This window comes from Mycolicibacterium fallax, from assembly GCF_010726955.1.
GTDB lineage: Bacteria > Actinomycetota > Actinomycetes > Mycobacteriales > Mycobacteriaceae > Mycobacterium > Mycobacterium fallax.
In genome coordinates this window covers 603638-628507 of the sequence record NZ_AP022603.1, presented here as the reverse complement: position 1 = coordinate 628507, position 24870 = coordinate 603638, and the positions used below count along the sequence as shown (strand labels likewise).

Annotated in this window: 23 protein-coding genes and 2 pseudogenes; 8 read left to right on the top strand and 17 right to left on the bottom strand. The window is 73.3% G+C overall.

The features are described 5' to 3' along the window. Nucleotides 1-56: 56 nt before the first annotated feature. From whiA to G6N10_RS03005, 8 genes are all read right to left on the bottom strand, one after another. The gene (gene whiA, locus G6N10_RS03040; protein WP_109750485.1) at nucleotides 57-1034 is read right to left on the bottom strand and encodes a DNA-binding protein WhiA; all 978 of its coding nucleotides are present in this window, start codon (nucleotides 1032-1034) and stop codon (nucleotides 57-59) included. Then, nucleotides 1031-2059, bottom strand: coding sequence for a gluconeogenesis factor YvcK family protein (locus tag G6N10_RS03035; RefSeq protein ID WP_085095515.1), 1029 nt, complete (start codon nucleotides 2057-2059; stop codon nucleotides 1031-1033). The genes whiA and G6N10_RS03035 overlap by 4 nt, the downstream gene beginning before the upstream one ends. Beyond that, nucleotides 2056-2952, bottom strand: a complete 897-nt coding sequence (gene rapZ, locus G6N10_RS03030; RefSeq protein ID WP_085095512.1) for an RNase adapter RapZ — start codon at nucleotides 2950-2952, stop codon at nucleotides 2056-2058. The genes G6N10_RS03035 and rapZ overlap by 4 nt, the downstream gene beginning before the upstream one ends. Then, a complete protein-coding gene (uvrC, locus tag G6N10_RS03025; RefSeq protein WP_085095510.1) occupies nucleotides 2949-4922 on the bottom strand; it encodes an excinuclease ABC subunit UvrC in 1974 nt (657 codons plus the stop codon). The genes rapZ and uvrC overlap by 4 nt, the downstream gene beginning before the upstream one ends. Before the next feature lie 175 nt (nucleotides 4923-5097). After that, nucleotides 5098-5556 (bottom strand): PH domain-containing protein, encoded by a 459-nt coding sequence (locus tag G6N10_RS03020; RefSeq protein ID WP_085095508.1) that lies wholly within the window; start codon nucleotides 5554-5556, stop codon nucleotides 5098-5100. After that, nucleotides 5557-6039 (bottom strand): 6,7-dimethyl-8-ribityllumazine synthase, encoded by a 483-nt coding sequence (gene ribH / locus G6N10_RS03015; RefSeq protein WP_085095506.1) that lies wholly within the window; start codon nucleotides 6037-6039, stop codon nucleotides 5557-5559. Next, entirely contained in the window at nucleotides 6036-7352 is a 1317-nt protein-coding gene (locus G6N10_RS03010; RefSeq protein WP_085095504.1) for a bifunctional 3,4-dihydroxy-2-butanone-4-phosphate synthase/GTP cyclohydrolase II, read from the bottom strand. Before G6N10_RS03010 ends, ribH begins: the two co-directional genes overlap by 4 nt. Before the next feature lie 75 nt (nucleotides 7353-7427). Next, entirely contained in the window at nucleotides 7428-8042 is a 615-nt protein-coding gene (locus tag G6N10_RS03005) for a riboflavin synthase (RefSeq protein ID WP_085095523.1), read from the bottom strand. 57 nt (nucleotides 8043-8099) lie between these two features. Between G6N10_RS03005 and G6N10_RS03000 the strand changes: the two genes are divergently transcribed. Together G6N10_RS03000 and G6N10_RS02995 are read left to right on the top strand one after the other, a co-directional pair. Then, nucleotides 8100-8807, top strand: a complete 708-nt coding sequence (locus G6N10_RS03000) for an LppX_LprAFG lipoprotein (protein ID WP_308206151.1) — start codon at nucleotides 8100-8102, stop codon at nucleotides 8805-8807. Next, nucleotides 8807-10339 (top strand): MFS transporter, encoded by a 1533-nt coding sequence (locus G6N10_RS02995; protein ID WP_085095502.1) that lies wholly within the window; start codon nucleotides 8807-8809, stop codon nucleotides 10337-10339. The genes G6N10_RS03000 and G6N10_RS02995 overlap by 1 nt, the downstream gene beginning before the upstream one ends. On the opposite strand, the gene ribD is transcribed toward G6N10_RS02995, so the two are convergent. The 4 genes and pseudogenes from ribD to G6N10_RS20550 all read right to left on the bottom strand — a co-directional run. Further along, a complete protein-coding gene (gene ribD / locus G6N10_RS02990) occupies nucleotides 10320-11333 on the bottom strand; it encodes a bifunctional diaminohydroxyphosphoribosylaminopyrimidine deaminase/5-amino-6-(5-phosphoribosylamino)uracil reductase RibD (protein WP_179962808.1) in 1014 nt (337 codons plus the stop codon). The two genes, G6N10_RS02995 and ribD, sit on opposite strands and share 20 nt — an antisense overlap. Continuing rightward, nucleotides 11330-11995, bottom strand: coding sequence for a ribulose-phosphate 3-epimerase (rpe, locus tag G6N10_RS02985; RefSeq protein WP_085095500.1), 666 nt, complete (start codon nucleotides 11993-11995; stop codon nucleotides 11330-11332). Before rpe ends, ribD begins: the two co-directional genes overlap by 4 nt. Nucleotides 11996-12033: 38 nt before the next feature. After that, on the bottom strand, nucleotides 12034-13122 hold the full coding sequence (locus G6N10_RS20250; protein ID WP_263993891.1) for an HNH endonuclease signature motif containing protein: 1089 nt from the start codon (nucleotides 13120-13122) through the stop codon (nucleotides 12034-12036). 68 nt (nucleotides 13123-13190) lie between these two features. Next, nucleotides 13191-13538 (bottom strand): annotated as a pseudogene (locus G6N10_RS20550) (DUF222 domain-containing protein); the annotation flags it as partial. An 80-nt stretch (nucleotides 13539-13618) separates the two neighbouring features. Here G6N10_RS20550 and G6N10_RS02975 point away from each other — a divergent pair. The 4 genes and pseudogenes from G6N10_RS02975 to G6N10_RS02960 all read left to right on the top strand — a co-directional run bounded on the left by G6N10_RS02975 (nucleotide 13619) and on the right by G6N10_RS02960 (nucleotide 15609). Next, nucleotides 13619-14035 (top strand): VOC family protein, encoded by a 417-nt coding sequence (locus G6N10_RS02975; RefSeq protein WP_085095498.1) that lies wholly within the window; start codon nucleotides 13619-13621, stop codon nucleotides 14033-14035. A gap of 226 nt (nucleotides 14036-14261) precedes the next feature. Next, nucleotides 14262-14351 carry a K(+)-transporting ATPase subunit F gene (kdpF, locus tag G6N10_RS20245; RefSeq protein ID WP_085095496.1) on the top strand — a complete coding sequence of 30 codons (90 nt, stop codon included), beginning with the start codon at nucleotides 14262-14264 and terminating at the stop codon, nucleotides 14349-14351. Beyond that, nucleotides 14351-15046, top strand: a pseudogene (locus G6N10_RS02965) (potassium-transporting ATPase subunit KdpA); the annotation flags it as partial. The gene kdpF and the pseudogene G6N10_RS02965, both read left to right, overlap by 1 nt. 29 nt (nucleotides 15047-15075) lie before the next feature. Continuing rightward, a complete protein-coding gene (locus tag G6N10_RS02960; RefSeq protein ID WP_272937769.1) occupies nucleotides 15076-15609 on the top strand; it encodes a winged helix-turn-helix domain-containing protein in 534 nt (177 codons plus the stop codon). 4 nt (nucleotides 15610-15613) lie between these two features. On the opposite strand, the gene G6N10_RS02955 is transcribed toward G6N10_RS02960, so the two are convergent. Genes G6N10_RS02955 through G6N10_RS02935 form a run of 5 tightly spaced genes read right to left on the bottom strand, consistent with a single transcriptional unit; the run spans nucleotide 15614 to nucleotide 22555 of the window. Beyond that, nucleotides 15614-17062, bottom strand: a complete 1449-nt coding sequence (locus tag G6N10_RS02955; protein ID WP_109750483.1) for an RsmB/NOP family class I SAM-dependent RNA methyltransferase — start codon at nucleotides 17060-17062, stop codon at nucleotides 15614-15616. Then, entirely contained in the window at nucleotides 17059-17982 is a 924-nt protein-coding gene (gene fmt / locus G6N10_RS02950; protein ID WP_085095490.1) for a methionyl-tRNA formyltransferase, read from the bottom strand. Before fmt ends, G6N10_RS02955 begins: the two co-directional genes overlap by 4 nt. Nucleotides 17983-18004: 22 nt before the next feature. Beyond that, nucleotides 18005-19819 (bottom strand): DUF2207 domain-containing protein, encoded by a 1815-nt coding sequence (locus G6N10_RS02945; RefSeq protein WP_244960445.1) that lies wholly within the window; start codon nucleotides 19817-19819, stop codon nucleotides 18005-18007. A 4-nt stretch (nucleotides 19820-19823) separates the two neighbouring features. Further along, nucleotides 19824-21830, bottom strand: coding sequence for a primosomal protein N' (locus G6N10_RS02940; RefSeq protein WP_085100061.1), 2007 nt, complete (start codon nucleotides 21828-21830; stop codon nucleotides 19824-19826). Next, on the bottom strand, nucleotides 21827-22555 hold the full coding sequence (locus G6N10_RS02935) for a lysoplasmalogenase (RefSeq protein WP_085100064.1): 729 nt from the start codon (nucleotides 22553-22555) through the stop codon (nucleotides 21827-21829). The genes G6N10_RS02940 and G6N10_RS02935 overlap by 4 nt, the downstream gene beginning before the upstream one ends. Here G6N10_RS02935 and G6N10_RS02930 point away from each other — a divergent pair. Continuing rightward, entirely contained in the window at nucleotides 22554-23492 is a 939-nt protein-coding gene (locus G6N10_RS02930; RefSeq protein WP_085100067.1) for an alpha/beta hydrolase, read from the top strand. The genes G6N10_RS02935 and G6N10_RS02930 overlap by 2 nt on opposite strands. Beyond that, a complete protein-coding gene (locus G6N10_RS02925) occupies nucleotides 23489-24862 on the top strand; it encodes an MFS transporter (protein ID WP_085100070.1) in 1374 nt (457 codons plus the stop codon). The genes G6N10_RS02930 and G6N10_RS02925 overlap by 4 nt, the downstream gene beginning before the upstream one ends. Nucleotides 24863-24870: the final 8 nt, after the last annotated feature.

Genomic DNA, 24870 nt, shown 5'->3' with positions numbered 1-24870 from the left:
GTGCCAGTTCAGGCGGTGCCAGTTCGCCTTCGGCTCCTCGCGCAGGCGCTCGTCGCTCAGGCGTCGTCCAGGAGATCCTGGGTGACGGCCGACTCGGTGTCGGGCAGCCCGTCCTGCTTGGCCTTGCGGTCGGCCATCGACAGCAGCCGGCGGATCCGCCCGGCCACCGCGTCCTTGGTCATCGGCGGGTCGGCCAGCCGGCCGAGTTCCTCCAGCGAGGCCTGCCGGTGCTCGACGCGCAGCTTGCCGGCGGCGGCCAGGTGATCGGGCACCCCGGGACCCAGGATCTCCAGGGCGCGCTCCACCCGGGCGGCCGCGGCGACCGCCGCGCGCGCCGACCGGCGCAGGTTGGCGTCGTCGAAGTTGGCCAGCCGGTTCGCGGTGGCGCGGACCTCGCGGCGCATCCGGCGCTCCTCCCAGGTGCCGCGGGTGTCCTGGGCGCCCATCCGGGTCAGCAGCAGCCCGATGGCCTCGCCGTCGCGCACCACCACCCGGTCGATGCCGCGGACCTCGCGGGCCTTGGCCGACACCCCCATCCGGCGGGCCGCCCCGACCAGCGCCAGCGCCGCCTCCGGCCCGGGGCAGCTGATCTCCAGCGCCGAGGACCGGCCCGGCTCGGTCAGCGAGCCGTGCGCCAGGAACGCCCCGCGCCAGGCGGCCTCGGAATCACCGATGCTGCCGCCGACGACCTGGGCGGGCAGCCCGCGCACCGGCCGGCCGCGCAGATCCAGCAGCCCGGTCTGGCGGGCCAGCGCCTCGCCGTCCTTGGCCACCCGCACCACGTAGCGGGTGGCCTTGCGGATCCCGCTCGGCGACAGCACGTGCACCATGGCGGCGTAGCCGTACAGGTCGAAGATGTCCTTGCGCAGCCGCCGCGCGGTGCCCTCCAGGTCGACCTCGGCCTCCACGACCACCCGGCCCGACACGATGTGCAGGCCGCCGGCGAACCGCAGCAGCGACGCCACCTCGGCACGTCGAGCGCTGACCGAGTTCACCACGAGCTTGCTCAGCTCGTTCTTGACCTCCGCAGTCATCGCCAAGTGTCGTCACCTCTTTCCCGCCGGATCCCGTCGGCGGCCAACGGCGCGGTGGCAGCAGGCGGCGCCACCGCCTCACCCCGCGCGAGCACCCCCTGCAACGCCGACGCCAATTTCGCCGGGTCATGTAATGGTGTACCAGGTCGTGAAACGTCAGCAAACACCACGTCGGCCTGCAGCAGGCCGGCCGTGCGGCGCAGCTGGTCGCGCTCGCGCTGCCCGGGCACCCGGGCCTCGTCGACGATGATGTCGTCCACGGTGATGTCCGGGGCGTGCTGAGCCAGCACGTGCACATGCCGTTCGGCGCTGAACCCGGCGGTCTCCCCCGGCTCGTCGGCCAGGTTCAGCACCAGTGCCCGACGGGCGGTGGTCGCCTGCAGCGCGCTGACCAGCCCGGGCACCAACACGTGCGGGATGACGCTGGAGAACCAGGAGCCCGGCCCCAGCACCACCAGGTCGGCGGCCATGATGGCGTCGACGGCCTGCGGGGTGGCCGGCGGATGCCCGGGCAGCAGCCGGACCCGGCGGACCTGGCCGGGGGTGGTCGCCACCGCCACCTGGCCCCGGATCACCCGGCTCATCCGCGGATCCGATTCCAGCCCGGCCACATCGGCCTCGATCTTTAGGCCGATCGGGCACATCGGCAGCACCCGGCCGCGCACCCCGAGGACCCGGCCCAGCTCGTCCAGGGCGGCGACCGGGTCGGCCAGCACCTCGTCGAGCCCGGCCAGCAGCAGGTTGCCGATCGGATGCCCGGCCAGCGCGCCGGTGCCGCCGAACCGGTGCTGGATGATCGTCGCCCACAGCCGGCCCTGCGGGCTGTCGGAGGCCAGCGCGGCCAGCGCCATCCGCAGGTCACCGGGCGGCACGATGTCGAGCTCGGCGCGCAGCCGGCCCGAGGATCCGCCGTCGTCGGCGACGGTCACCACGGCGGTCACATACGCGGTCAGCCGGCGGGCCGCCGACAGCGTGGCGTACAGGCCGTGACCGCCGCCGAGCGCGACGATGCGGGGGTCGCTCACTCGCGCCCCAGATCCCGGTGCAGCACCCGCACCGACAGCCCGGGCGTCCCGGTCAGCCGCCCGGCCAGCGCCTCGGCGATCGCGACGCTGCGATGCTTGCCGCCGGTGCAGCCGATCCCGACGGTGACATAGCGTTTGCCCTCGCGCCGGTAGCCGTCGAACACCAGGCCCAGGATCCGCTCGTAGTTGTCCAGGAACGGCCCGGCGGCATCCTGGCCGAGCACGTAGTCGCGCACCGCCCGGTGCCGGCCGGTGTGCGGGCGCAGGTCGTCGACCCAGTGCGGGTTCGGCAGGAAGCGCACGTCGGCGATCATGTCGGCGTCCATCGGCAGCCCGTATTTGAAGCCGAAGGATTCCACGGTCAGGCTCAGCGTCGCGACGGTCTCGGTGCCGAACGCGTCCTCAATGGTCTTGCGCAGCTCCGGCACCGGCAGCGCCGAGGTGTCGATCACCAGGTCCGCCGCCGCGCGCACCGGTTCCAGCATCCGGCGCTCGGCGGCGATGCCCTCGGCCAGGGTCAGCCCGGCCTGCAGCGGATGGGCGCGCCGGTTGTTCTCGTAGCGGCGGACCAGCACGTCGTCGGAGGCGTCCAGGAACAGCACCCGCGGGGTGATGTCGCGGGCGGCCAGGTCCGAGCGCACGGTGTCCAGGTCGCCGGTGAACCCCTTGGAGCGGGCGTCCATCACCACCGCCAGCCGGGTGATCCGGGAACCGGCGGCCAGCCCGAGGTCGACCATCCGGGCGATCAGCTCGGTGGGCAGGTTGTCGGCGACGTACCAGCCGAGGTCTTCGAGCACCTTCGCCGCGGTGTCCCGCCCGGCCCCGGACAGCCCGGTGACCACGACGACGTCGATCGACGGGTCACCGCCGGTGTCGGCCATCCGCTCCGTCATCCTTCATCCGTCCCGCCGTTGTCCGGCACCCCGAGCGCGGTCAGCACCGCCCGGGCCGTCGCCGTCCCGATTCCCGGCACCGCGGTGATCTCCTCGACCGTAGCCTGTTTGAGCTTGGCCACCGAGCCGAAGTGGGTGACCAGTGCCGACCGCCGGCGCTCGCCCAGGCCGGGGACGCCGTCGAGCACCGAGGCCGTCATCCGCTTGGACCGTTTGCTGCGGTGGAAGGTGATCGCGAACCGGTGCGCCTCGTCGCGGATCCGCTGCAGCAGGTACAGGCCCTCGCTGTTGCGCGGCAGGATGTAGGGGTCCGGTGCCGAGCCGTCCAGGTTGGGCACCCACACCTCCTCCAGCCGCTTGGCCAGGCCGATCACCGCCACGTCGGTGACCCCGAGTTCGGCCAGCACCGCGGCGGCGGCGTTGACCTGGGGGGCGCCGCCGTCGACGACGAACAGGTTCGGCGGGTAGGCGAATTTTCTGCTGCGGCCCTCCGCGGCGTAATCGGCCCCGGCTGCCCCGTCGGCCCCGCCTGCCACGTCTGCGACGTGCCGGGCGAAGCGCCGCCGGGTCACCTCGGCGATGGAGGCGACGTCGTCGGAGCGGCCGTCGCCGGCGGCCTCCCGGATCGCGTAGTGCCGGTAGTCGGACTTGCGCGGCAGGCCGTCCTCGAAGACCACCAGCGAGGCGACCACGTCGGTGCCCTGGACGTGGCTGATGTCCACGCATTCGATCCGCAGCGGCGCGTCCTCCAGCTCGAGTGCCTCCTGAATGCTCTGCAGCGCGGCGGATCTGGCGGTGAAGTCGCCGGCGCGGCGCAGCTTGTGCTGGGCCAGCGCCTCCGCGGCGTTGCGGGCGACGGTCTCGGCGAGTGCCTTCTTGTCCCCGCGCTGGGCGACCCGCAGGCTGACCCGGGAGCCGCGCAGCCCGGACAGCCAGTCGGCGAGCTGGCCGGCGTCCGGCGGCAGCTGCGGCACCAGCACCTCCCGCGGCACCGGGTTGGCCGAATCCGCGCCGCCGGCGTCGGCGGCGCCGCCCAGCTCGGCCTGATCGCCGTAGAACTGGGTGAGGAACTGCCCGACCAGGTCCACCCCGCCCTCGGTCTCGACCACCCAGCCGCGCTGGCCGCGGACCCGCCCGCCCCGGACGTGGAACACCTGCACCGCGGCCTCCAGGTCGTCGGCGGCAAAGGCCACCACATCGGCGTCGGTGCCGTCGCCGAGCACGACCGCCTGCTTCTCCATCGCCCGGCGCACCGCAGACAGGTCGTCGCGCAGCCGGGCCGCGCGTTCGAAGTCCAGCTGCTCGGCGGCCTCGGTCATCGCGCGCTCGAGGTCCCGGGCGAACCGGTCGGTGCGCCCGGACAGGAAGTCGCAGAAGTCCTCGACGATGGCCCGGTGCTCCTCGGCGGTAACCCGGCCGACGCACGGCGCGGCGCACTTGTCGATGTAGCCCAGCAGGCACGGCCGGTCGATCGCGCGGTGCCGCTTGAACACCCCGTTCGAGCAGGTGCGGGCCGGGAACACCCGGGTGAGCAGGTCGACGGTCTCCCGGATCGCCCAGGCGTGCGAGTACGGCCCGAAGTACCGCACGCCCTTCTTGCGCGGGCCGCGGTAGACGAACAGCCGGGGGTACTCCTCGCCGACGGTGACGGCCAGCACCGGGTAGGACTTGTCGTCGCGGTAGCGGACGTTGAACCGCGGGTCGAACTCCTTGATCCAGTTGTATTCCAGCTGCAGCGCCTCGACCTCGGTGCCCACCACGGTCCACTCCACCTTGGCTGCGGTGGTCACCATCTGCCGGGTGCGCGGGTGCAGCCCGGACAGGTCGGCGAAGTACGAGGTCAGCCGGCTGCGGAGGTTTTTCGCCTTGCCGACGTAGATGACCCGGCCGTGGGAGTCGGAGAACCGGTAGACCCCGGGCCCGGTGGGGATGGTGCCCGGCGGCGGACGATAGCTGGCGGGATCGGGCACGGTTTCACCCTACTGATCGCGCTGCCGAGCGCAGCGCGGAGCGCAGCGCGGAGCGCAGGCGTCGGCAGATGACCGTAACCGGACGTACCAATCTCCGCCCGACCGGGTTTCTGACACCACATCGGCCCCATCCACCACTTTGGCACCGAACGGTACGTTCGGCTACCGGGCCGGCTCAGTCCTGGTACTTGGCCACCAGGTCCCGGGCGGTGTCCATCGCCTCGACGGCGCGGTCGGTGTCGAAGGACTGAATCGCCAGCACCGGCAGGTATTCGTCGGCGGGCAACTCCAGCCGGGCGAACCGCTTGCCCGCCGGGAAGCGCAGGCCGCGGACCTGCGACCAGGGGATCAGCTTCTCCCCCAGCAGGTTTCGCACCGCCACCCCGGGCGCCCCGATGCGCAGCCGGGGCCGGGTGAACAGCAGCGCCAGGCCGGCGAACACCAGCCCGAGCGCCACGAACGACCACTGGTCGGAGGTGCGGAAGTTGACCCCGGTGTTGCGGATCTTCAGCACCAGCGCGACGCCGATGTGGATGGCGACGATCAGCACCGCGGCCGCGGCCGCGAGGTACATCGTTTTGCGGGGCCGGAATTCGGCGTCCCAGTCCGCGGCCCGCTGCGTTGCGCTCGCCATCTACCGGCCCACCCGCAATTCGCGCAGCGTCAGCGCGGTGGTCAGCGCGGCCGCGGCGGCCTGGCCGCCCTTGTCCTCGGCCGAATCGGGCAGCCCGGCACGGTCGAGCGCCTGCTGCTCGGTGTCGCAGGTCAGCACACCGTTGGCGACCGGGGTCGCCTCGTCCAGCGCGATCCGGGTCAGCCCGGCGGTCACCGCATCGCAGACGTAGTCGAAATGCGGGGTGCCGCCGCGGATCACCACGCCGAGCGCGACGACCGCGTCGTGACTGCGGGCCAATTCCTGGACCACCACCGGCAGTTCGATGGCCCCCATCACCCGCACCACCGTCGGATCGGTGACCCCGGCGGCGGCGGCGGTGCGCCGGGCGCCGCCCAGCAGCGCCGTGCAGATGGTGTCGTGCCAGGTGCTCGCGACGATCGCCAGCCGCACCGCGGAGGCGTCCAGGCCCGCGGGCAGCTGCGGAATGCCGTCGCCGCTCATGCGCTCGGGCCCCCGGGCTGCGGGGTGTGCCGCTCGCCCAGCAGGTAGACCGCCTCGTCGTAGCCGTCCATGGTGGTGGACTCGTGGAAGTCGTCGAGGCCGGTCAGGTCGTGGCCCATCCGGTCCCGCTTGGTCATCAGGTAGCGGATGTTTTCGGCGTTGGCCCGCACCGGCAGCGGCACCCGCTCGGTGATCTGCAGCCCGTAGCCGTCCAGACCGACCCGCTTGGCCGGGTTGTTGGTCAGCAGCCGCATCGACTTGACGCCCAGGTCGACGAGGATCTGCGCGCCGATGCCGTAGTCGCGGGCGTCGGCGGGCAGGCCGAGCTCCAGGTTCGCATCGACGGTGTCGGCACCGGCGTCTTGGAGCTGATAGGCCTGCAGCTTGTGCATCAGGCCGATGCCGCGGCCCTCGTGCCCACGCATGTAGAGCACCACGCCGCGGCCCTCCTGGGCCACCATCGCCATGGCGGCGTCCAGCTGCGGGCCGCAGTCGCAGCGCCGGGAGCCGAACACGTCGCCGGTCAGGCACTCCGAGTGCACCCGGACCAGCACGTCGGCACCGCCGTCGGCGGAGACGTCGCCGCGGACCAGGGCGACGTGCTCGACGTCCTCGTACATGCTGGAGTAGCCGACGGCGCGGAACTCACCGTGCCGGGTGGGGATCCGGGCCTCGGCGATCCGCTCGATGTGGCGTTCGTGCTTGCGCCGCCATTCGATCAGGTCGGCGATGGAGATCAGCGCGAGATTGTGCTCGTCGGCGAAGACCCGCAGTTCCTCGGTGCGGGCCATGTGGCCCTCGTCCTTCTGGCTGACGATCTCGCAGATCGCGCCGGCCGGCTGCAGGCCGGCCATCCGGGCCAGGTCGACGGCGGCCTCGGTGTGGCCGGGCCGGCGCAGCACCCCGCCGTCCTTGGCCCGCAGCGGCACCACGTGCCCGGGCTTGCTGAAGTCCTCGGCGACCGAGTCCGGGTCGGCCAGCAGCCGCATGGTGGTTGCCCGGTCGGCGGCGGAGATGCCGGTCCCGACGCCCTCCCGGGCGTCGACGGTGACGGTGTAGGCGGTGCCGTGCTTGTCCTGGTTGACCGCGTACATCGGCAGCAGGCCTAGCCGGTCGCAGACCTCACCGGACAGCGGCACGCACAGGTAGCCGGAGGTGTAGCGGACCATGAAGGCCACCAGTTCCGGGGTGGCCTTCTCGGCCGCGAAGATCAGGTCGCCCTCGTTCTCCCGGTCCTCGTCGTCGATGACGACGACGGCCTTGCCCGCGGCGATGTCGGCAACCGCCTGTTCGACGGTGTCCAGCCTCGTCATGCTCTGCCACCTTGCCGGTTCACCGCGGAACCATCGACATCATTGCTGCCACCAGTATGAACCAACCCGCGGGCGCTATTCGCCCGCACGTGCGGCCAGCAGCCGCTCCACGTACTTGGCCAGCACATCGACCTCCAGGTTGACGGTGCCGCCCACCCCGGCGCGGCCCAGCGTGGTGGCGGCCAGGGTGGTGGGGATCAGGGATACCTCGAACCAGTCGCCGTCGTCGTCGCGGCCCAGCCCGGACACCGTCAGCGAGGTGCCGTCGACGGTGATGGAGCCCTTCTCGACCAGGTAGCGGGCCAGCGCGGCCGGCAGCGAGAACCGGACGACCTCCCAGTGCTGGGACGGGGTGCGCGTCAGCACGGTGCCGGTGCCGTCGACGTGGCCCTGCACGATGTGGCCGCCGAGCCGGCTGTTGACCGCGGCGGCGCGTTCCAGGTTCACCGCGGCACCGACCCGCAGGCCACCGAGGCTGGACCGGTCCAGGGTTTCGGCCATCACGTCGGCGCTGAACCTGCCGCCGGGCAGCACCTCGACGACGGTCAGGCAGACCCCGTTGACCGCGATCGAATCGCCGTGCCCGGCGTCGGCGGTGACGACCGGTCCGCGGATCACGAACCGGGCCGCGTCGGCCAGGTCCTCCTTGCCAACTACCTCGCCGAGTTCTTCGACAATTCCGGTGAACACGCCCACAGGCTAGTCGGCACCGCCGCGCCGGTGCTTTGACCCACTAACATGGCCGCCATGCTGATGCGCCGCCGCAAGACCGCCCTGATGTCCGCCCTGGCCGCCACCGTCACCGCCGCCGCCCTGTTGACCGGCTGTTCCTCGGACAAGTCGAGCGAAGCGCTGCCGGACGCCGCGGAGCTGCTGTCCACCTCGGCGGCCAGCACCGCGAAGGTGACCAGCGCGCACCTGGAGGTCAATGCCGACGGCGAGGTCAAGGGCCTGCCGGTCAAGACGCTGACCGGCGACCTGACCAACATCCCGGCCACCGCCGCCAAGGGCAACGCCGCCATCTACCTCGGCGGGCAGACCGTCGACGTGCAGTTCGTGGTGCTCGACGCGGTGCTCTACGGCAGCATCGACAACGGCCAGAGCTTCTCCGACTACGGCCCGGCCGCCGACATCTACGACCCGTCGACGATCCTGAACCCCGACCTCGGCCTGGCCAACATGCTGTCGAGCTTCACCGACGCCAAGTCCGAGGCCGCCGAGACCATTGGCGGCGTCGAGACCGTCCGGATCACCGGCAAGGTCAGCAGCGACGCCGTCAACAAGCTGCTGCCCGACATGGCGGCGACCGGCCCGGTCGACGGCACCGCCTGGATCGCCAAGGACGGCGACCACAACCTGGTGCAGGCGCGCATCTCCCCCGATGACAAGACCCACCTGGACATGACGCTGTCGGCGTGGAACGAGCCGGTCACCGTCACCAAGCCCGCGCTCTGATGCGCTCGGGTACCAGCCGCTCGATCGCGATCAGCGCGGGCGGTCTGGCCGTCCTGCTCGGGGCCGTCGACACCTACGTCGTGGTCACGATCATGGAAGACATCATGGGCGATGTCGGCATCCCGGTGAACAAGATCCAGCAGGTCACCCCGATCATCACCGGCTACCTGCTGGCTTATGTCGCCTCGATGCCGCTGCTGGGCCGGACCTCCGACCGGTTCGGCCGCAAGCTGGTGCTGCAGCTGGGCCTGGCGGTGTTCGCCATCGGGTCCACCATCACCGCGCTGGCCGGGGACCTGACCACCCTGGTGATCGGCCGGGTGGTGCTCGGCACGGCCGCCGGGGCGCTGCTGCCGGTGACCCTGGCGCTGGCCGCCGACCTGTGGTCGGCCCGGGACCGGGCTAAGGTGCTCGGCGGTGTCGGGGCCGCCCAGGAGCTGGGCAGCGTGCTGGGCCCGCTGTGGGGCATCGCGGTGGTGATGATGTTCAACACCTGGCGCGACGTGTTCTGGATCAACCTGCCGCTGACCGCGCTGGCGATGATCATGATCCACTTCAGCCTGCCCGCACACGACCGGTCCAGCACCGCCAACCAGAAGGTCGACGTGGTCGGCGGCGTGCTGCTGGCCATCGCGCTCGGGCTGGCCGTCGTCGGGCTGTACAACCCGGCGCCCGACGGCAAGCAGATCCTGCCCGACTGGGGCATCCCGACGGTCATCGGCGCGGCGGTGTTCGGGCTGGCGTTCCTGCTGTGGGAGTCGAAGGCCAAAACCCGGCTGATCGACCCGTCCGGGATGCGGGTCATCCCGTTCCTGGCGGCGCTGGCGGCATCGGCCTGCACCGGCGCGGCGCTGATGGTCACCCTGGTCAACGTCGAACTGTTCGGCCGCGGGGTGCTCGGGTCGAGCCAGCTCGAGGCCGCCCTGCACCTGCTGTGGTTCCTGGCGGCGCTGCCGGTCGGCGCGGTCATCGGCGGGTTCGCCGCCGCCCGCTTCGGTGACCGGGTGATCGTGGTGCCCGGCATGCTGATCGCGGCGTTCGGCTACTGGCTGATCTCGCACTGGAACCTCGACGTGCTGTCCGCGCAGCACGATCTGGGTGTGCTGGCGCTGCCCGCGTTCGGCACCGATCTGGCCATCACCGGCCTGGGGCTTGGCCTGGTGATCGCCCCGCTGACCTCGGCGGCGCTGCGGGTGGTGCCCGCCACCGAGCATGGCATCGCGTCGTCGCTGGTGGTGGTCGCCCGGATGATCGGCATGCTGGTCGGGGTGGCCGCGCTGACCGCGTGGGGGCTGTACCGGTTCAACCAGATCCTGGCCGAGCTGCCCAAGGCCACCGGCGACACCCTGGCTGCCAAGCTGGCCGCCGAGGGGCACCGCTACCAGCTGGCGTTCTCCATGCAGTACGGCGAGATGTTCTTCGTCACCGCGCTGATCTGCCTGGCCGGCGCGGCGATCGGGCTGTTCATCGCCCGCCGCGACGTCGCGGTGGACGACGACGACAAGTCCGCGGTCATTCTGGTACCAGGCTGACCAGCAGATCCGGGCCGATCCGGTCGACCTGGTCGAACCGCCAGCGCAGCGCGTCACCGATGCCGCGCACCCCGACCGAGTCCAGCACGGTGATCGGCCCGCCCAGCAGCATCGGGGCGATGTAGCCGAGGATCCGGTCCACCAGCCCGGCCCGCAGGAACGCCCCGGCCAGCGTCGGGCCGCCCTCCAGGATGATGTCGGTGCGGTCGCCGAGCGCCCGCAGCACCTCGGCGGGGTCGTGGGTGCGGATCATCATGGTCGGTGCGTCGTCGTTGAGCACCCGGGAATCCGCGGCGATGTCACGCTGTCCGACCACCACCCGCAGCGGCTGCCGGCCCACCTCGGTGCCGTCGGTGGGGCGCGCGGTCAGGGTCGGATCGTCGGCGAAGACGGTGCCGGTGCCGACGATGATCGCCTCGGCGGCGGCCCGGCGGCGATGCACGTCGGCGCGGGCGGTCGGGCTGGTGATCCATTTCGAGCTGCCGTCGGCCGCGGCGCTGCGGCCGTCGATGCTGGCGCCGAACTTCCAGGTGACGTGCGGGCGCCCGGTGCGCAGCCGGTGCAGCCATTCCCGCAGCGGGCCGCCGGCCACCTCGTCGGCCAGCACCCCGCCGGTGACCTCCAGACCGGCCTCGAGCAGCGACGCCGCACCTCCGGCGGCCTCCGGGTTGGGGTCGGCGACGGCGTAGACCACCGCGCTGACCCCGGCCGCCAGCAGCGCGTCCACGCACGGCGGGGTGCGGCCGTGATGGTTGCACGGTTCCAGGGTGACCACGGCGGTGCCGCCGGCGGCCAGGCCGGCGGCGCGGCGCAGCGCGACGATCTCGGCGTGCGCGCCGCCGACCGGCTGGGTCGAGCCGACCCCGGCGATCCGGCCGTCGGCGTCCAGGATGACCGCGCCGACCGGCGGGTTCGGGTAGGTGTTGCCCTTGACCTTCTCGGCCTGGGCGATCGCCGCCCGCATCGCCGCCTCGAGCGCCAGCGAATCGGTCACAGCGTCAGGTGCGCCGACGCGGTGGCGGCCTGGGCGCGCAGCTTGACCACCGCGTCGGCCGGGTCGGCGGCGCTGTAGACCGCCGAGCCTGCCACGAAACAGTCCACCCCGGCCTCGGCGGCGGCCTCGATGGTGTCGGCGTTGATGCCGCCGTCGATCTCCACCAGGATGTTCAGCTCGCCGGCGTCGACGAGCTTGCGCACGGCGCGGACCTTGGACAGCACCTCGGGGATGAACTTCTGGCCGCCGAATCCGGGCTCCACCGACATGATCAGCAGGGTGTCGAAGTCCGGCAGCAGCGCCAGGTACGGGTCCAGCGAGGTGCCGGGCTTGATCGCCAGGCCGGCCTTGCCGCCGGCGGCGCGGATGTCGCGGGCCACCGCGGACGGATCGTCGGCGGCCTCGACGTGGAAGGTGACGTTGTGCGCGCCGGCCTCGGCGTAGCCCGGTGCCCACCTGCCGGGGTCGGTGATCATCAGGTGGCAGTCCATCGGGATGTTGGCCACCTGCAGCAGGCTGTCCACCACCACCGGGCCGAGGGTGAGGTTGGGCACGAAGTGGTTGTCCATGACGTCGACGTGCAGCCAGTCGGCGTTGTCGACGGCGGCGACCTCGTCGGCCAGCCGGGCGAAGTCGGCGGTGAGGATCGACGGGGCGATCATGGGATGCGCGGGGGTAACGGACACGCCCACCAGGTTACTCAGAACGGCGGCGCGGTTTCGGGGTGACTGGCCAGGAATCGTTGCCGCTCCCGGTGCAGCTCGCGGCGGTTGGCGCGGCGTTCGGCCAGCACCGCGGCGGTGCGGTTCTCGGCGCGGGTTCGTTTGCGGCGCGGCATCGCGGCGCACCGGTCGCCCCGGGCCGGGGCAGCCCGGGTGCCGGGCATCCGCCGTCGGGCAATGTCCCGATTGCGCCAGCCGGGGCCCGATCCCGACGCCGGGGCGGGCGCCGGGGTCGGCACGCACAGCTGTGGAAACAACAGGGCGCTGCCCGGCAGCGTGACGAACCGCCGCCCGCCGGGCAGCGTCCAGATCACCGTGCCGTCGGCCAGCTGCTCGTCGAGCCAGCCGCCGAAGGTTTTGAGCAGGTGATGTTTTCGGCACAGGCATTTCAGGTTCCCGGCGTGGGTGGGACCGTTTTTGCCGTACGGGATGGTGTGGTCGATGTCGCAGAACTCCGCGGGCCGATCGCAGCCGGGCGCCCGGCAGGTCAGGTCCCGGGACCGGACGAAGTCGGCCAGCGCCTGGGACGGCACGTAGTGCGGCTCCGGGCCGCCGGTCGGGATCAGCACCGGTGCCTGCCGGGCCTGGCCGGCCAGCGCGGCCACCAGCGCGGCCGGGATCAGCGCGTCGGCGCCGGCCAGCACGCCGGGCGTCGTCCCGGTGCCGGTGACGGCGGACCGGTCGGCAACCACGTGAATGACCACCGGGGTGGCCGCCGCGGCGGCTCGCAGGGCCGGGCAGTCGGGGCGGCCGCAGCTGCAGTACAACCGCTCGGCACCGGCGGCCATCGCCATCATCGCGTCCGCGCGGCGCTGGTCCCGGGTCCGCGGGTCCGCCGCGCACACCGTGTCGGCCAGCTGGTTCAGCCGCCGGTCCACCGCCTGGGATGCCACGGCCGAGACCTGGGCGTCGAGGTAGGCCAGCCCGTCCTCGGCCGAGCCGACCTTGACGTAGCGGTCCAGGTGGCGTTCCCGGGATCGCCGCACGGCCTCGCGGTCCCACGCCGCGATGCAGGTGTCGACGTAGTTGCGCAGCCGGTAGGTGGTGACACTGGCCCACTGGCCCACCGGCCGACCGCCGCGGCCACCCGGGCGTCGACGGCGGCCAGCACCTGCGCGTCGGTGATCAAGACGGTGCGGTCGACGATCACCCGGAACGCCGCGTAGGTCATCTCCCCCGCGGAGAACCGGGCCCCGCACCGGGGCAGCCGCTCACGCATCGCGCGGGCGTAGCACAGCAGCGATTCCCCGGCCCGGATGCTGATCGACATGGCCGCGGCGACCTCGGCGGCCACCGCCGACTCGGTGTCGATGGCCAACTCGGCGCGCTCCCCGGCGTCGATCAGGCGGGCCGCGAACAGGTCGGCGACGGCGACCAGGCGCGCCGCGGCGGCCCGGGACTCCGCCCCGGTCAGCGCGCCGATCCGGGCCAGCGCCGCGGTGGATTCCGGGGTCTGCGCCAGCACCTTCAGATACTCGAACATACGTTCGAGTCTATCGCCTTTTTGGTGGCTTGACCAGAGAAAAGTACCGGCAATTTTCCGGCGGTCCTAGCCTGGCAGGCATGGATCAACGCATCAGCCTGATCACCCTGGCGGTCACCGACCTGGCCCGCGCCCGGCGGTTCTACGAGGCCGGTCTGGGCTGGGCGCCCGCCGCCACCGGCGACGGCGTTGCCTTCTACCAGCTGCCCGGGATCGCCTTCGCGCTGTGGAACCGCGCCGAGCTGGCCGCCGAGGTTCCGCAGCCCATCGACGGGCGGTTCTCCGGGATCACCATCGCCGCCAACCAGCGCAGCACCGCCGAGGTCGACGCGGTGCTGGCGCGCGCCGCGGCCGCGGGCGGCACCCTGCTGCGGGCCGCCGCGCACACCGACTGGGGTGGCTACTCGGGCTACTTCGCCGACCCCGACGGGCACGTCTGGGAGGTCGCGGTGAACCCGGCCTGGACCATCAACGACGACGGCACCGTGACCCTCTGATTCGCGCGCCGGGCCGTCCAGCGTCAGGACCCCGTAAAGGAACGCCGCACCGCCGTCAGGAAACCGTAAACGGGCGCGCTGGACCGGCCGGCCGGTTGTTGACTCCTCTCCGGCCACCGAATGTGTCGGCCACGAAACGGAGTGCCGCCATGTCTGCAGTCAGCTACCTCGCGCTGACCATCGCGATCTTCGCGGCGTTCGGCGCGGTGGTGCAGGTGCTCGAGCGATGAGCCCGGCCAACGGCGTCGGCCTGGTCCTGGCCGTCGCGCTCGCGCTGTTCCTGATCGCCAGCCTGCTGTTCCCGGAGCGGTTCTGATGTCGGGCATCGCCGCGGGCATCCTGTTCCCGCTGGTTCTGATCGTCGCGCTGGCCGTGGTCCACGTGCCGCTCGGCGACTACATGTACCGGATCTACACCGCGACGCGAGACACCCGCGGGGAGCGCATCATCTACCGGCTGATCGGCGCCGATCCGCGGGCCGAGCAGACCTGGGCGTCCTACGCGCGCAGCGTGCTGGCGTTCTCCGCGGTCTCGCTGCTGGCGCTGTTCCTGCTCCAGCTGGTGCAGGGCCGGCTGCCGCTGCACCTGAACGACCCGGGCACCCCGATGACCCCGGCGCTGGCCTGGAACACCGCCGTCAGCTTCGTCACCAACACCAACTGGCAGGCCTATTCCGGTGAATCGACCCAGGGCCAGCTGGTGCAGATGGCGGGCCTGAGCGTGCAGAACTTCGCCTCGGCGGCCGTCGGGATGTCGGTGGCCATCGCCCTGATCCGCGGCTTCGCCCGCACCAGGACCGGTGAACTCGGCAACTTCTGGGTCGACCTGGTCCGCGGCACCGTGCGCATCCTGCTGCCCCTCGCGCTGCTCGGCGCCGTCATTTTCGTCGCGGGCGGCGCCATCCAGAACTTCGCCACGCACGACCGGGTGATCGACACGGTGGCCGGTGGCACGCAGCTGATCCCCGGCGGTCCGGTGGCCAGCCAGGAAGCGATCAAGCTGCTCGGCAGCCGCAGCTGCCGCGGACGCTGCGGATCAACCTGTCGGTGCCCGGCTACGAGGTGTGCACGGCGGCCACCGGCACGCAGGCGCTGCACGCCGCCGCCGACGCCAAACCGGACGTGGTGATCCTGGACCTGGGCCGGCCCGACATGTCCGGCATCGAGGTGATCACCGGGCTGCGCGGCTGGCTGTCGGTGCGCATCATCGTGCTCTCGGCGCGCACCGACTCCTCCGACAAGGTGCGCGCCGCGGCCGCCTCCGACGCCGACGAACCGGTCGTCGAAACCGCGTCCTTCACGGTGGATCTGATGGCCAAGAAGGTGACCCGCGACGGCCACGACGTGCACCTGACCCCCACCGAGTGGGGCATGTTGGAGATGCTGGTGCGCAACCGCGGCAAACTCGTCGGACGCGAGGAGCTGCTGCGCGAGGTGTGGGGTCCGGCCTATGCAAAGGAAACCCACTACCTGCGGGTGTATTTGGCGCAGCTGCGGCGCAAACTCGAGGTCGACCCGGCCAACCCCAAGCATCTGCGGACCGAGGCCGGGATGGGGTACCGCTTCCAGCAGTGAGCGGTCAGGACGGCAGTTTGCGCAGCACCGCGGCGAACATCGCGTCGGTCCCGTGCCGGTGCGGCCACAGCTGCACGTACGGTCCGGCGCCCAACCCCTCGACCGGGGTGAACAGTTCCCGGGCGTCGAGCACCTGCACCGGATGCCGGCGGGCGGCGTCGGCGACCACCCCGACGGTCTCGCTCAGGTGCGGTGAACAGGTGGAATACAGCACCACCCCGCCGGGCCGGACCAGCCCGATGGCGGCGGCCAGCAGCTCGCGCTGCAGCTTGGTCAGCTCCGGCAGGTCGGCCGGCCGGCGGCGCCAGCGCGCCTCCGGGCGCCGGCGCAGCGCGCCGAGCCCGGTGCACGGGGCATCGACAAGCACCCGGTCGAATCCCTCGCCGACCCCGCCGACCGCCGCCGCGATGGCCTCGCCGTCGCGGCCGTCGAGGCGCAGCACCGGCACGTCCAGGCCGCGGGTGTTCTGCTCGACGAGTTCGGCGCGCCGGGCGGCCGGCTCGACGGCGGTGACCGTCGCGGCGGCGCCGCGCGCCAGCGCGGCCAGCAGCGCGGTCTTGCCGCCGGGCCCGGCGCACAGGTCCAGCCAGCGACCACCGTCGGGGCCGCTCAGCGGGGCGCGGGTCAGCGCAATCGCGATCAGCTGGCTGCCCTCGTCCTGCACCAGGGCCAGATCGTCGCGGACCGCGTCGATCCGGCCCGGGTCCCCGCCGGGCAGGTAGACCGCGTACGGCGAGTACCGGCCGACGGTGCCGCCGGTCGCGGCGGCCAGTTCCTCGGCCGCCAGCGCGCCGGGCCGGGCGGCCAGGTGCACCTGCGGGCGGGCGTCGTCGGCGGCGAGCACCTCGGGCAGTTCGGCGGCGTCGGCACCGAGCGCGTCGGCGAACGCCTGGGCGATCCAGCGCGGGTGCGCGTGGCGCAGCGCGAGGTTGCCGATCGGGTCCTTGGCCGGGTCGGGGGCCACCTCGGCGAGCCACTCGTCGAGGCTGCGCCCGGCGATCTTGCGCAGCACCGCGTTGACGAATCCGCCTCGCACCGAATCGAATTCGTACTTGGCGGCGCCGACGGTGGTGGCGACGGCGGCGTGGTCCTCGACCCGGGTGCGCAGCAGCTGGTAGGCGCCGAGGCGCAGCAGGTCCAACAGCACCGGATCGATGTCGGCGACCGGCCGGTTGGCCGCGGCGGCGATGATCGCGTCGAGCTGGCCGGTGGTGCGGCAGCTGCCGTAGGTCAGCTCGGTCGCGAAGGCGGCGTCGCGGCCGGTGATGCCGCGGTCCCGCAGCAGCGCGGGCAGCGCCAGGTTGGCGTAGGCGTCGCGTTCGGAGACCGCCCGCAGCGTCTCGAAGGCGGCCTGCCGGGCCGGATCCAGCGGCACCCGCGGCCGCTCGGTGCGTGGCCGGTCGGTGCGCGGCCGGCGGGGCCGGTTGTCGCGCCTGTTGGTGTTGTTGTTCACTGCGCCACCGCATCTTCCAGTCGTGCGCCCCGCGCCCAGTCGGCGGCGTTCATCGGTTTCTTGCCCGGCGGCTGCACGGTGCCCAATTGCACCGGCGCCGAGCCGGTTCCGACCAGCACCCGGTTGCGTTCGACCACAATCCGGCCGGGGGGCTGCGGGTCGGCGTCGGCGACGGTGACCGGGCCGACCTTGACCCGCAGCTCGCCGATCATGGTCCAGGCGCCCGGATTCGGGGTGACCGCGCGGATCCGCCGGTGCACCGCCTGGGCGGGCTCACTCCAGCGCACCCGGGCGGACGCCACGGTGATCTTCGGGGCGTAGCTGATCCCGTCGGCGGGCTGCGGCACCGCCGTCAGGGCGCCGTCGGCGATCCCGTCGATGGTGGCCTCCAGCAGCCCGGCCCCGGACTCGGCCAGCCGGTCCAGCAGGTCGCCCGCGGTGTCGGTGTCCCGAATGGTCTCGGTGACCACGCCGTAGACCGGCCCGGAGTCCAGCGCCGGTTCGATGGCGAAGGTGGTGGCGCCGGTGACGGCGTCGCCGGCGGCGATCGCGGCCTGCACCGGGGCCGCGCCGCGCCAGGCCGGCAGCAGCGAAAAGTGCAGGTTGACCCAGCCGAACCGGGGCAGGGCCAGCAACTGCTCGCCGAGCAGCGCCCCGTAGGCCACCACCGGGCAGCAGTCCGGCCGCAGCGCGGCCAGTTCGGCGGCGAACTCCGCGGTGTTGGGCTTGGCGGGCTTGAGCACCGGGATGCCGTGTTCGGCGGCCAGTTCGGCCACCGGCGACGGGGCGAGCCTGCCGCGGCGACCGGCGGCGGCGTCCGGGCGGGTCAGCACCGCCACCACCTGGTGCCGGTCGGAGTCGATCAGCCGGCGCAGCGCGGGCAGGGCGGGCGCGGGGGTACCGGCGAAGACGAGACGCACCCGGACAGCTTAGGGGGCCGGGCTACCAGGAGCCGCCGCCCCCGCCGCCGCCCCCGCCACCGCCACCACCGCCACCGCCACCGCTCGAGGACGACGACGAGGACTGCGTGGCGCTGTAGGCGCTGATCGAGGACGACAGTGCCGAATCGAAGCTGTCCTGGAAGCTGCCCGCGGCGAAGTTCGAGTGCCGGTGGCCCGCGGAGTGCACCCAGGGCGGGTCCGGCGGCAGCTGCCCGGTGAACTGGCGGTACTTGGCCGCCCAGGCCGCCGCGACGCCGCCGGCCACCGCGTACGGCAGGTAGCTGGCGTAGAGGTCGCGGCGGGCGGCGAAGTCGAAGCGCGATTCGGCCGAGTCGGTGGCCAGCACCCGGTGGAAGCCCTCGGTCATCGACCACAGCCGGCGGCCCTCCGCGGTGCGCCGGGACCCGACGCCGGGCCGCCAGCCCGGCGCGGAGAACAGGAAGTACGCGGCGAACGGCAGCACCCAGATGGTGGCGGGCAGGAACAGCCGGGTCGCCGCGAGGATCCCGATGACCAGTGCCAGCACGTTGCTGGCCCGGACCCACCATTCGCCGCGCCGGCGCACCATCAGCCCGGAGTTGAACGCCCATTCCCGGGCGGCCTTGTCGGCCGCGGTGCGGGCCTCGGTGAGCTTGGCACCGGCGCGGACCGACCCGTCGGCGGTGAACCGGCCGGGCGCCCGGTCCAGCTCGAGGGCGCTGATCACCGCCTGCCCGATCGGGGTGGTCACCCCCCAGCCGTCGGGCCCCGGGGTGCCGGTCACCCGCCAGTCGTCGTCGTTGAGCCGTTCCAGCCGGACCAGGCCCCGCTCGGCGAGCCAGAACAGCGCACCGGTCAGCGCCGTCGGCGGCACCGCCTCGGTGCGGATGATCTCGCACTGCACCGGCCCCAGCCCGGCCGGCGGCGCGTACTGCAGCGGGAAGCCCGGCGGCGGTTCGACGGTCAGCCGGACCGCGGCCCAGCCGGCCAGCGCGCCCAGCGCGGTCACCCCCAGCACCACCACCAGCAGCACCGGTGAACGGCCCAGAATCGGGTCCCACATCACCGACCAGGGCACCCGCACCTGCGGCGGCGCCGGGGCCTCGACACCCAGCCGGACGGTGACCGGGGTGTGCGCGGCCAGCTCATCGGCCTGCAGCGTCACGGTCTGGCCGTCGATGCTCAGGTCGGTGCAGGCCCGGCCGACGCCGGTGCCGATCGAGCACTGCGCGCCGAGCACCGGACCGGGGACGGTGACCGACACCCGGGCGTGCTCGATGCGGTTGTTCCAGGCCGGCGCCACCACGTTCCAGTAGAACGAGCTCTGGCCCGCGGCGGGGTCACCGGTGCTGCCGGCGAAATCGCGGCCCGCGCCGAGCCCGGCGGGGGTCAGCACCCCCTCGATCCGGTAGCGCAGCTGGTAGACGTGCGGGCCGGGCGTCATCGTCGAGTGCGGGTCGCCGATCTTGGCGACCAGAAACCGCCGGCCCTTCTCGTAGAAGTCTTCGTGCTGCGCGGGCGCGCCGTCGACGGTGATCGACTCGATCCGCGGCTCGTGGCGCAGCCGGGTGTCGTTGGGGTTGCCGATGTCCCAGTACCGGAACAGTCCGTGGCGCGCCGGGAAGGCCGGGAACTGCGCGGTGATCGTCTCGGTAGCCAGCAGGGTGCCGTCGCCCTCGACCCGGAAGTCGCCGCGGTAGTCGGTCAGCACGACGGGATCCTCGGCAGCCGACTCGGAGGTCTTGGAGTCCAGCGCCAGCGCCAACGGCCAGAGCACCCCGCTGGCGATCGTGCACCCGAGGATCAGCCCGACGACCAGTCGACTCAGCCAACTCACCGCGTCAGCCTATGCGCAGCGGGTCGATCTGTACCCGAACCGGCGGGTGCTCGCGACGCGCCGAGGTCACCGCGGTGGCCCGGCGCAGCGCCCCGGCCAGCGCCAGCCCACCGCCGCGCGGCACCCGCACCAGCATCCGGATCACCTCGACGTCGGCGTCCAGGCCGGCCGGCCGGCGCGCCCCGGCCGGCAGCTCCACCGGGCCGAACACCTCGGCGCCGGAATCCGGTGCGGGCAGCCCGGATTCGGCCAGCAGCGCGGCGACGGCGGCCCCGGAGCCGTCCAGGGCGGCCATGTGCACCGCGGGCGGCAGCCCGACCTCGGCGCGGGCCGCCAGCTCGGCGCGGGCGTGCCCGGCCGGATCCCAGCGGATCAGCGACTGCACGGTGGGGATGGACGCCTCGGCGACGACGGTGACCACGCCGCCGTCGCCGGCCGGCCGGACCAGCGCGGCGGCGGCCAGCCAGCGCCGCAGGGTGTCCTCGGCGGCGCGCAGGTCGGCCCGGCCCAGCAGCGCCCAGCTGTCCAGCAGCAGCGCGGCGCCGTACCCGTCGGGGGCGGGCGGTTCGGCGCCCGGGGTGGCGATGACCAGCGCGGGTCCGGCGCCGACGGTGGCCAGCCCGGTCTCGGCCGAGGAGGTGATGACGGCGGTGCCCGGGAACGCCCGGCCGAGTTCCTCGGCGGTGCGCCGCGCCCCCACCACGACCGCGCGGACCTCGGTGGAGCCGCACTTGGCGCAGCGCAGCGTCGGGTCGGCCCGCCCGCACCAGCGGCACTGCGCGCCGTCGTGACCGCCGATCAGGGCCAGCGGGCCGGTGCAGCCCCGGCAGCGCGCCACCGTGCGGCAGCGGGCGCAGGCCAGCGACGGCACGTAGCCGCGGCGGGGCACCTGCACCAGCACCGGCCGTTCGGCGGCCAGCGCGGTGCGGGCCGCCCGCAGCGCGATCGACGGCAGCCGGGCGGTGCGGGCGGCCGGGTCGCGTTCCTGGGCGTGACCGTCGTCGTCGAGCGCGACGACCCGCGGCGCCCGGGCCCGCACCGTGGCCCGCGGCGCGACCAGGTCGTGCGCCCAGCCGCTGTCGATCAGCGCCTGCGCCTCCGCGGTGCGGGCGTAGCCGCCGATCACCGCGGCGCAGCGCAGCTGGTGGGCGCGCAGCATGGCGACCTCGCGGGCGTGCGGGTAGGGCGCCCGCGGCTCGGCCAGGGTGTCGTCGCCGTCGTCCCAGACCAGCACCAGGCCCAGCTCGCCGACCGGCGCGAACACCGCGCTGCGAGTGCCGATCACCACCCGCGAGCAGCCGCGCAGCACCGACAGCCAGCGCTTGTAGCGCTGCGCCGGGCCCAGCCCCGCCGACAGCGCGACCACGTTGTCCGCGTCGCAGCTGCGCGCCGCGGCGGCGGCCAGCGCGTCGACGTCCCGCTGGTCGGGGACCACGGCCAGCACCGAGCGCCCGCCGGCCAGCGCCGCGGCGGCGGCCTCGGCGAACCGCGCGGCCCAGTCCTCCCCCGGCAGCGCCTGCCACACCGCGCGCACCGCCCGGCCCTCGCCGAGCGCACCGAGAAACCGTCCGCCGCCGGAGTAGGCCGCCCAGCCCGCCGGATCCGGTGCCGGGGTGAACAGTTCGGCCGGGGCGGCGCTGGGCTTCTTCTCGGTCGCGGCGTGCCGCGGCGGGATGGCCAGCCGCAGCACGTCGGCGCGGGTCCCGGCGTAGCGGGCGGCGACCGCCTCGGTCAGCCGGCGCACCTCGGCGGTCAGCACCGGCTCCGCCGAGATGACCCGGTCCAGCCAGCCCAGCCGGCCGTCGTGGTCGGTGTCCGAGCGCCGTTCCAGCACGAACGCGTCGACCAGCCGGCCGTTGAACCGGACCCGCACCCGGGTGCCGGGCTGGGCGTCGTCGGACTGCTCGGCCGACACCAGGTAGTCGAAGTCGCGGTCCAGGTGCGGCACCGTCAGCATCGGCAGCACCCGCGCGATCGGCTCGTGCGGCGCGGCCTGCCGGATGCCGGTCATGGGCCAGTTGTAGCAGCCGACCCCGACAATTCCGCCGGCCGGCGGCCGACGAAGAAACCGGCGGTGATCAGCAGCTGCGCCACCGCGTAGGCCCACCAGATCGGCACCGCCAGCAGCTGGTCGGCGCGGATGAACTCCGAGATGCCGATCATCGCGTCGGAGGCCGCGAAGCACACCGCGCCGATCGCGGTCCAGGCCGTCGGCAGCCGGGCCAGCAGCGCGGCGCCCACCATCGCGGCGATCACCAGCATGTAGACGGTGACCGGCAGCTTCAGCTCGCCCAGCTGCGGCCAGAACCAGGTCAGCAGGCCCGCGCAGGCCACCAACACCGCCGCCGCGCCGGCCAGCCGGAGCCCGCCGCGGCGCTCGACCAGCGGCACCAGCACCGCCAGGTAGCAGGCGTGCGCCAGCAGGAAGGCGCCCAGGCCGCCGACGAAGGACGGCGCCCACCACGGCATCGCCAGCAGGAAGTCCCCGGCCGCCGCGCAGAGCAGCGCGGCGATCAGCCAGGCCCGCTCGCGGCGGATCCGGTGCTGGGCCGCGGCGGCGACCAGCAGCAGCGCCATCGTCGCCTTGACCACCGGCTGGCCGGGGAACTGCCCGGTCAGGTCGGTGCCCGCGGGCAGCCGGGCGGCGGCGACGATCAGGAACACCCCGTAACCGGCGCCGGCCACCGCGGCCGCGGTCCAGTAGGCGCGCAACCGGGTTGCGTAGGTTGATCCCATGGCTGGCATCGACGACATCATGCAGAAGGTACTCGAGGCGCTGCCGTACCGGCTGACCCTGGACGACGGCATCGAGGCCGCCCGGGCCGGTTTCCGCGACCTGCCGCGCCCGCCGGCGCATCCGGAGGTGGCCGCCGCCGACCGCCGGATCGACGGCCCGGCCGGCCCGCTGGCGGTGCGGGTCTACACCCCGCCGACCGCCGGGCCGGCCGCGCCGGCGGTGCTGTTCCTGCACGGCGGCGGGTTCGTGGTGGGCGATCTGGACAGCTACGACGGGATGGCCCGCAGGCACGCCGCCGGCGCCGACGCGGTGGTGGTGTCGGTGGACTACCGGCTGGCCCCCGAGCACCCGTTCCCGGCCGCCGCCGAGGACGCCTTTGCGGCCACCGAATGGCTGGCCGAGCACGCCGATGAGCTCGGCGTCGACCCGAATCGGCTTGCGGTGGCCGGGGATTCGGCCGGCGGCAACCTGGCCGCCGGGGTGGCGCAGCGGGCCCGCGACGCCGGGCTGGCGCTGGCGTTCCAGCTGCTGTGGTACCCGACGGTGATGTGGGATCCGAGCCTGCCGTCGTTCACCGAGAATGCGGACGCGCCGATCCTGAGCACCGCCGACGTCGCCGCGCTGTCGCTGGTCTACGCCGGGCACCTCGACCTCACCGATCCGCCGGCCGCGCTGGCACCGGGCCGCGCGGCCCAGCTGGCCGGCCTGGCGCCGGCCCACGTCGCGGTGGCCGGTCACGACCCGCTGCGCGACGACGGCGCCCGCTACGCCGAATTGCTGCGCGCCGCCGGGGTTGCGGTGACCCTCGACGTCGCCGCGAACCTGATGCACGGCTACGTCGCCTACGCCGGGGTGGTGCCCGCGGCCACGGCCGCGACCGACCGCGGGCTGGCCGCGCTGCGGGCGGCGCTGCACCCGGCCGCCGCTGCGGAATGAGCGAACCGCTCCGCACCGCGCCCAGCCCGACCCGGCTGCCGACCAGCACGGCCCGGGCGGTGCTCAACACCGTGAAGGGCTCGGCGGGCAACCTGGTCGAGTGGTACGACGTCTACATCTACACGGTGTTCGCGCCGTACTTCGAGGCGAAGTTCTTCGACGCCACCGACAAGAACTCCACGGTGTACATCTACGCCATCTTCGCGGTGACGTTCCTGATGCGGCCGGTGGGCTCCTGGTTCTTCGGCCGGTTCGCCGACCGCCGCGGCCGCCGCACCGCGCTGGTGCTCAGCATCACCATCATGTCCGGGTGTTCGTTCCTGGTGGCGATCATGCCGACCCGGGACTCCATCGGGTACTGGGCGGCGATCCTGCTGATCGCGGCCCGGCTGGTGCAGGGGTTCGCCACCGGCGGTGAGTACGGCACCTCGGCGACCTACATGTCGGAGGTGGCGACGCCGAATCGGCGCGGCTTCCTGTCGTCGTTCCAGTACGTCACCCTGATCGGCGGCCACGTGCTGGCCCAGCTCACCCTGCTGATCGCACTGCACGTGCTCGACGGCGAGGCGATGCGGGACTGGGGCTGGCGGATCGGCTTCTTCCTCGGCGGGGTCTCCGCGCTGGTGGTGCTGTGGATCCGCCGCAGCATGGACGAGACGCTCAGCGAGTCGCACCTGCGTGAGGTTGACGCCGGGCGGGATCGCCGGGCCGGCTCGCTGCGGGCGCTGCTCGGCACGCACTGGCGGCCGCTGCTGCTGGTGTTCCTGATCACCGCGGGCGGCACCGTGGCGTTCTACACCTACAGCGTCAACGCGCCGGCGATCGTCAAGTCCAGCTTCGGGGCCGACGGCGCGATGACGGCGACCTGGGTCAACCTGGTCGGCCTGCTCTTCCTGCTGGCGCTGCAGCCGCTCGGCGGCCTGCTCAGCGACCGGATCGGCCGCAAGCCGCTGCTGGTGTTCTTCGGCGCCGGCGGCGTCGTCTACACCTCCGTGCTGCTGACCTACCTGCCGCAGACCACCTCGCCGGTGCTGGCGTTCACCCTGACCGCGATCGGCTATGTCATCCTCACCGGGTACACCTCGGTCAACGCCATCGTGAAGGCCGAGCTGTTCCCCGCCGAGGTCCGCGCGCTCGGGGTGGGCTTGGGCTACGCGCTGGCCAATTCGGTGTTCGGCGGCACCGCGCCGATGCTGTTCCAGGCCGCCAAGTCCGGCGGGCACCCGGGCTGGTTCATCGGCTACGTCACGGCGGTGATCGCGGTCAGCCTGCTGGTGTACATCTGCTGGCTTAAGAACCGGACGCTGACCGAACTCGACCGCGAACAGGGCAGCGCCTGGGTCGAGGCGGGCCGCCCGGCCGGGCCCTGAGTGCGAGC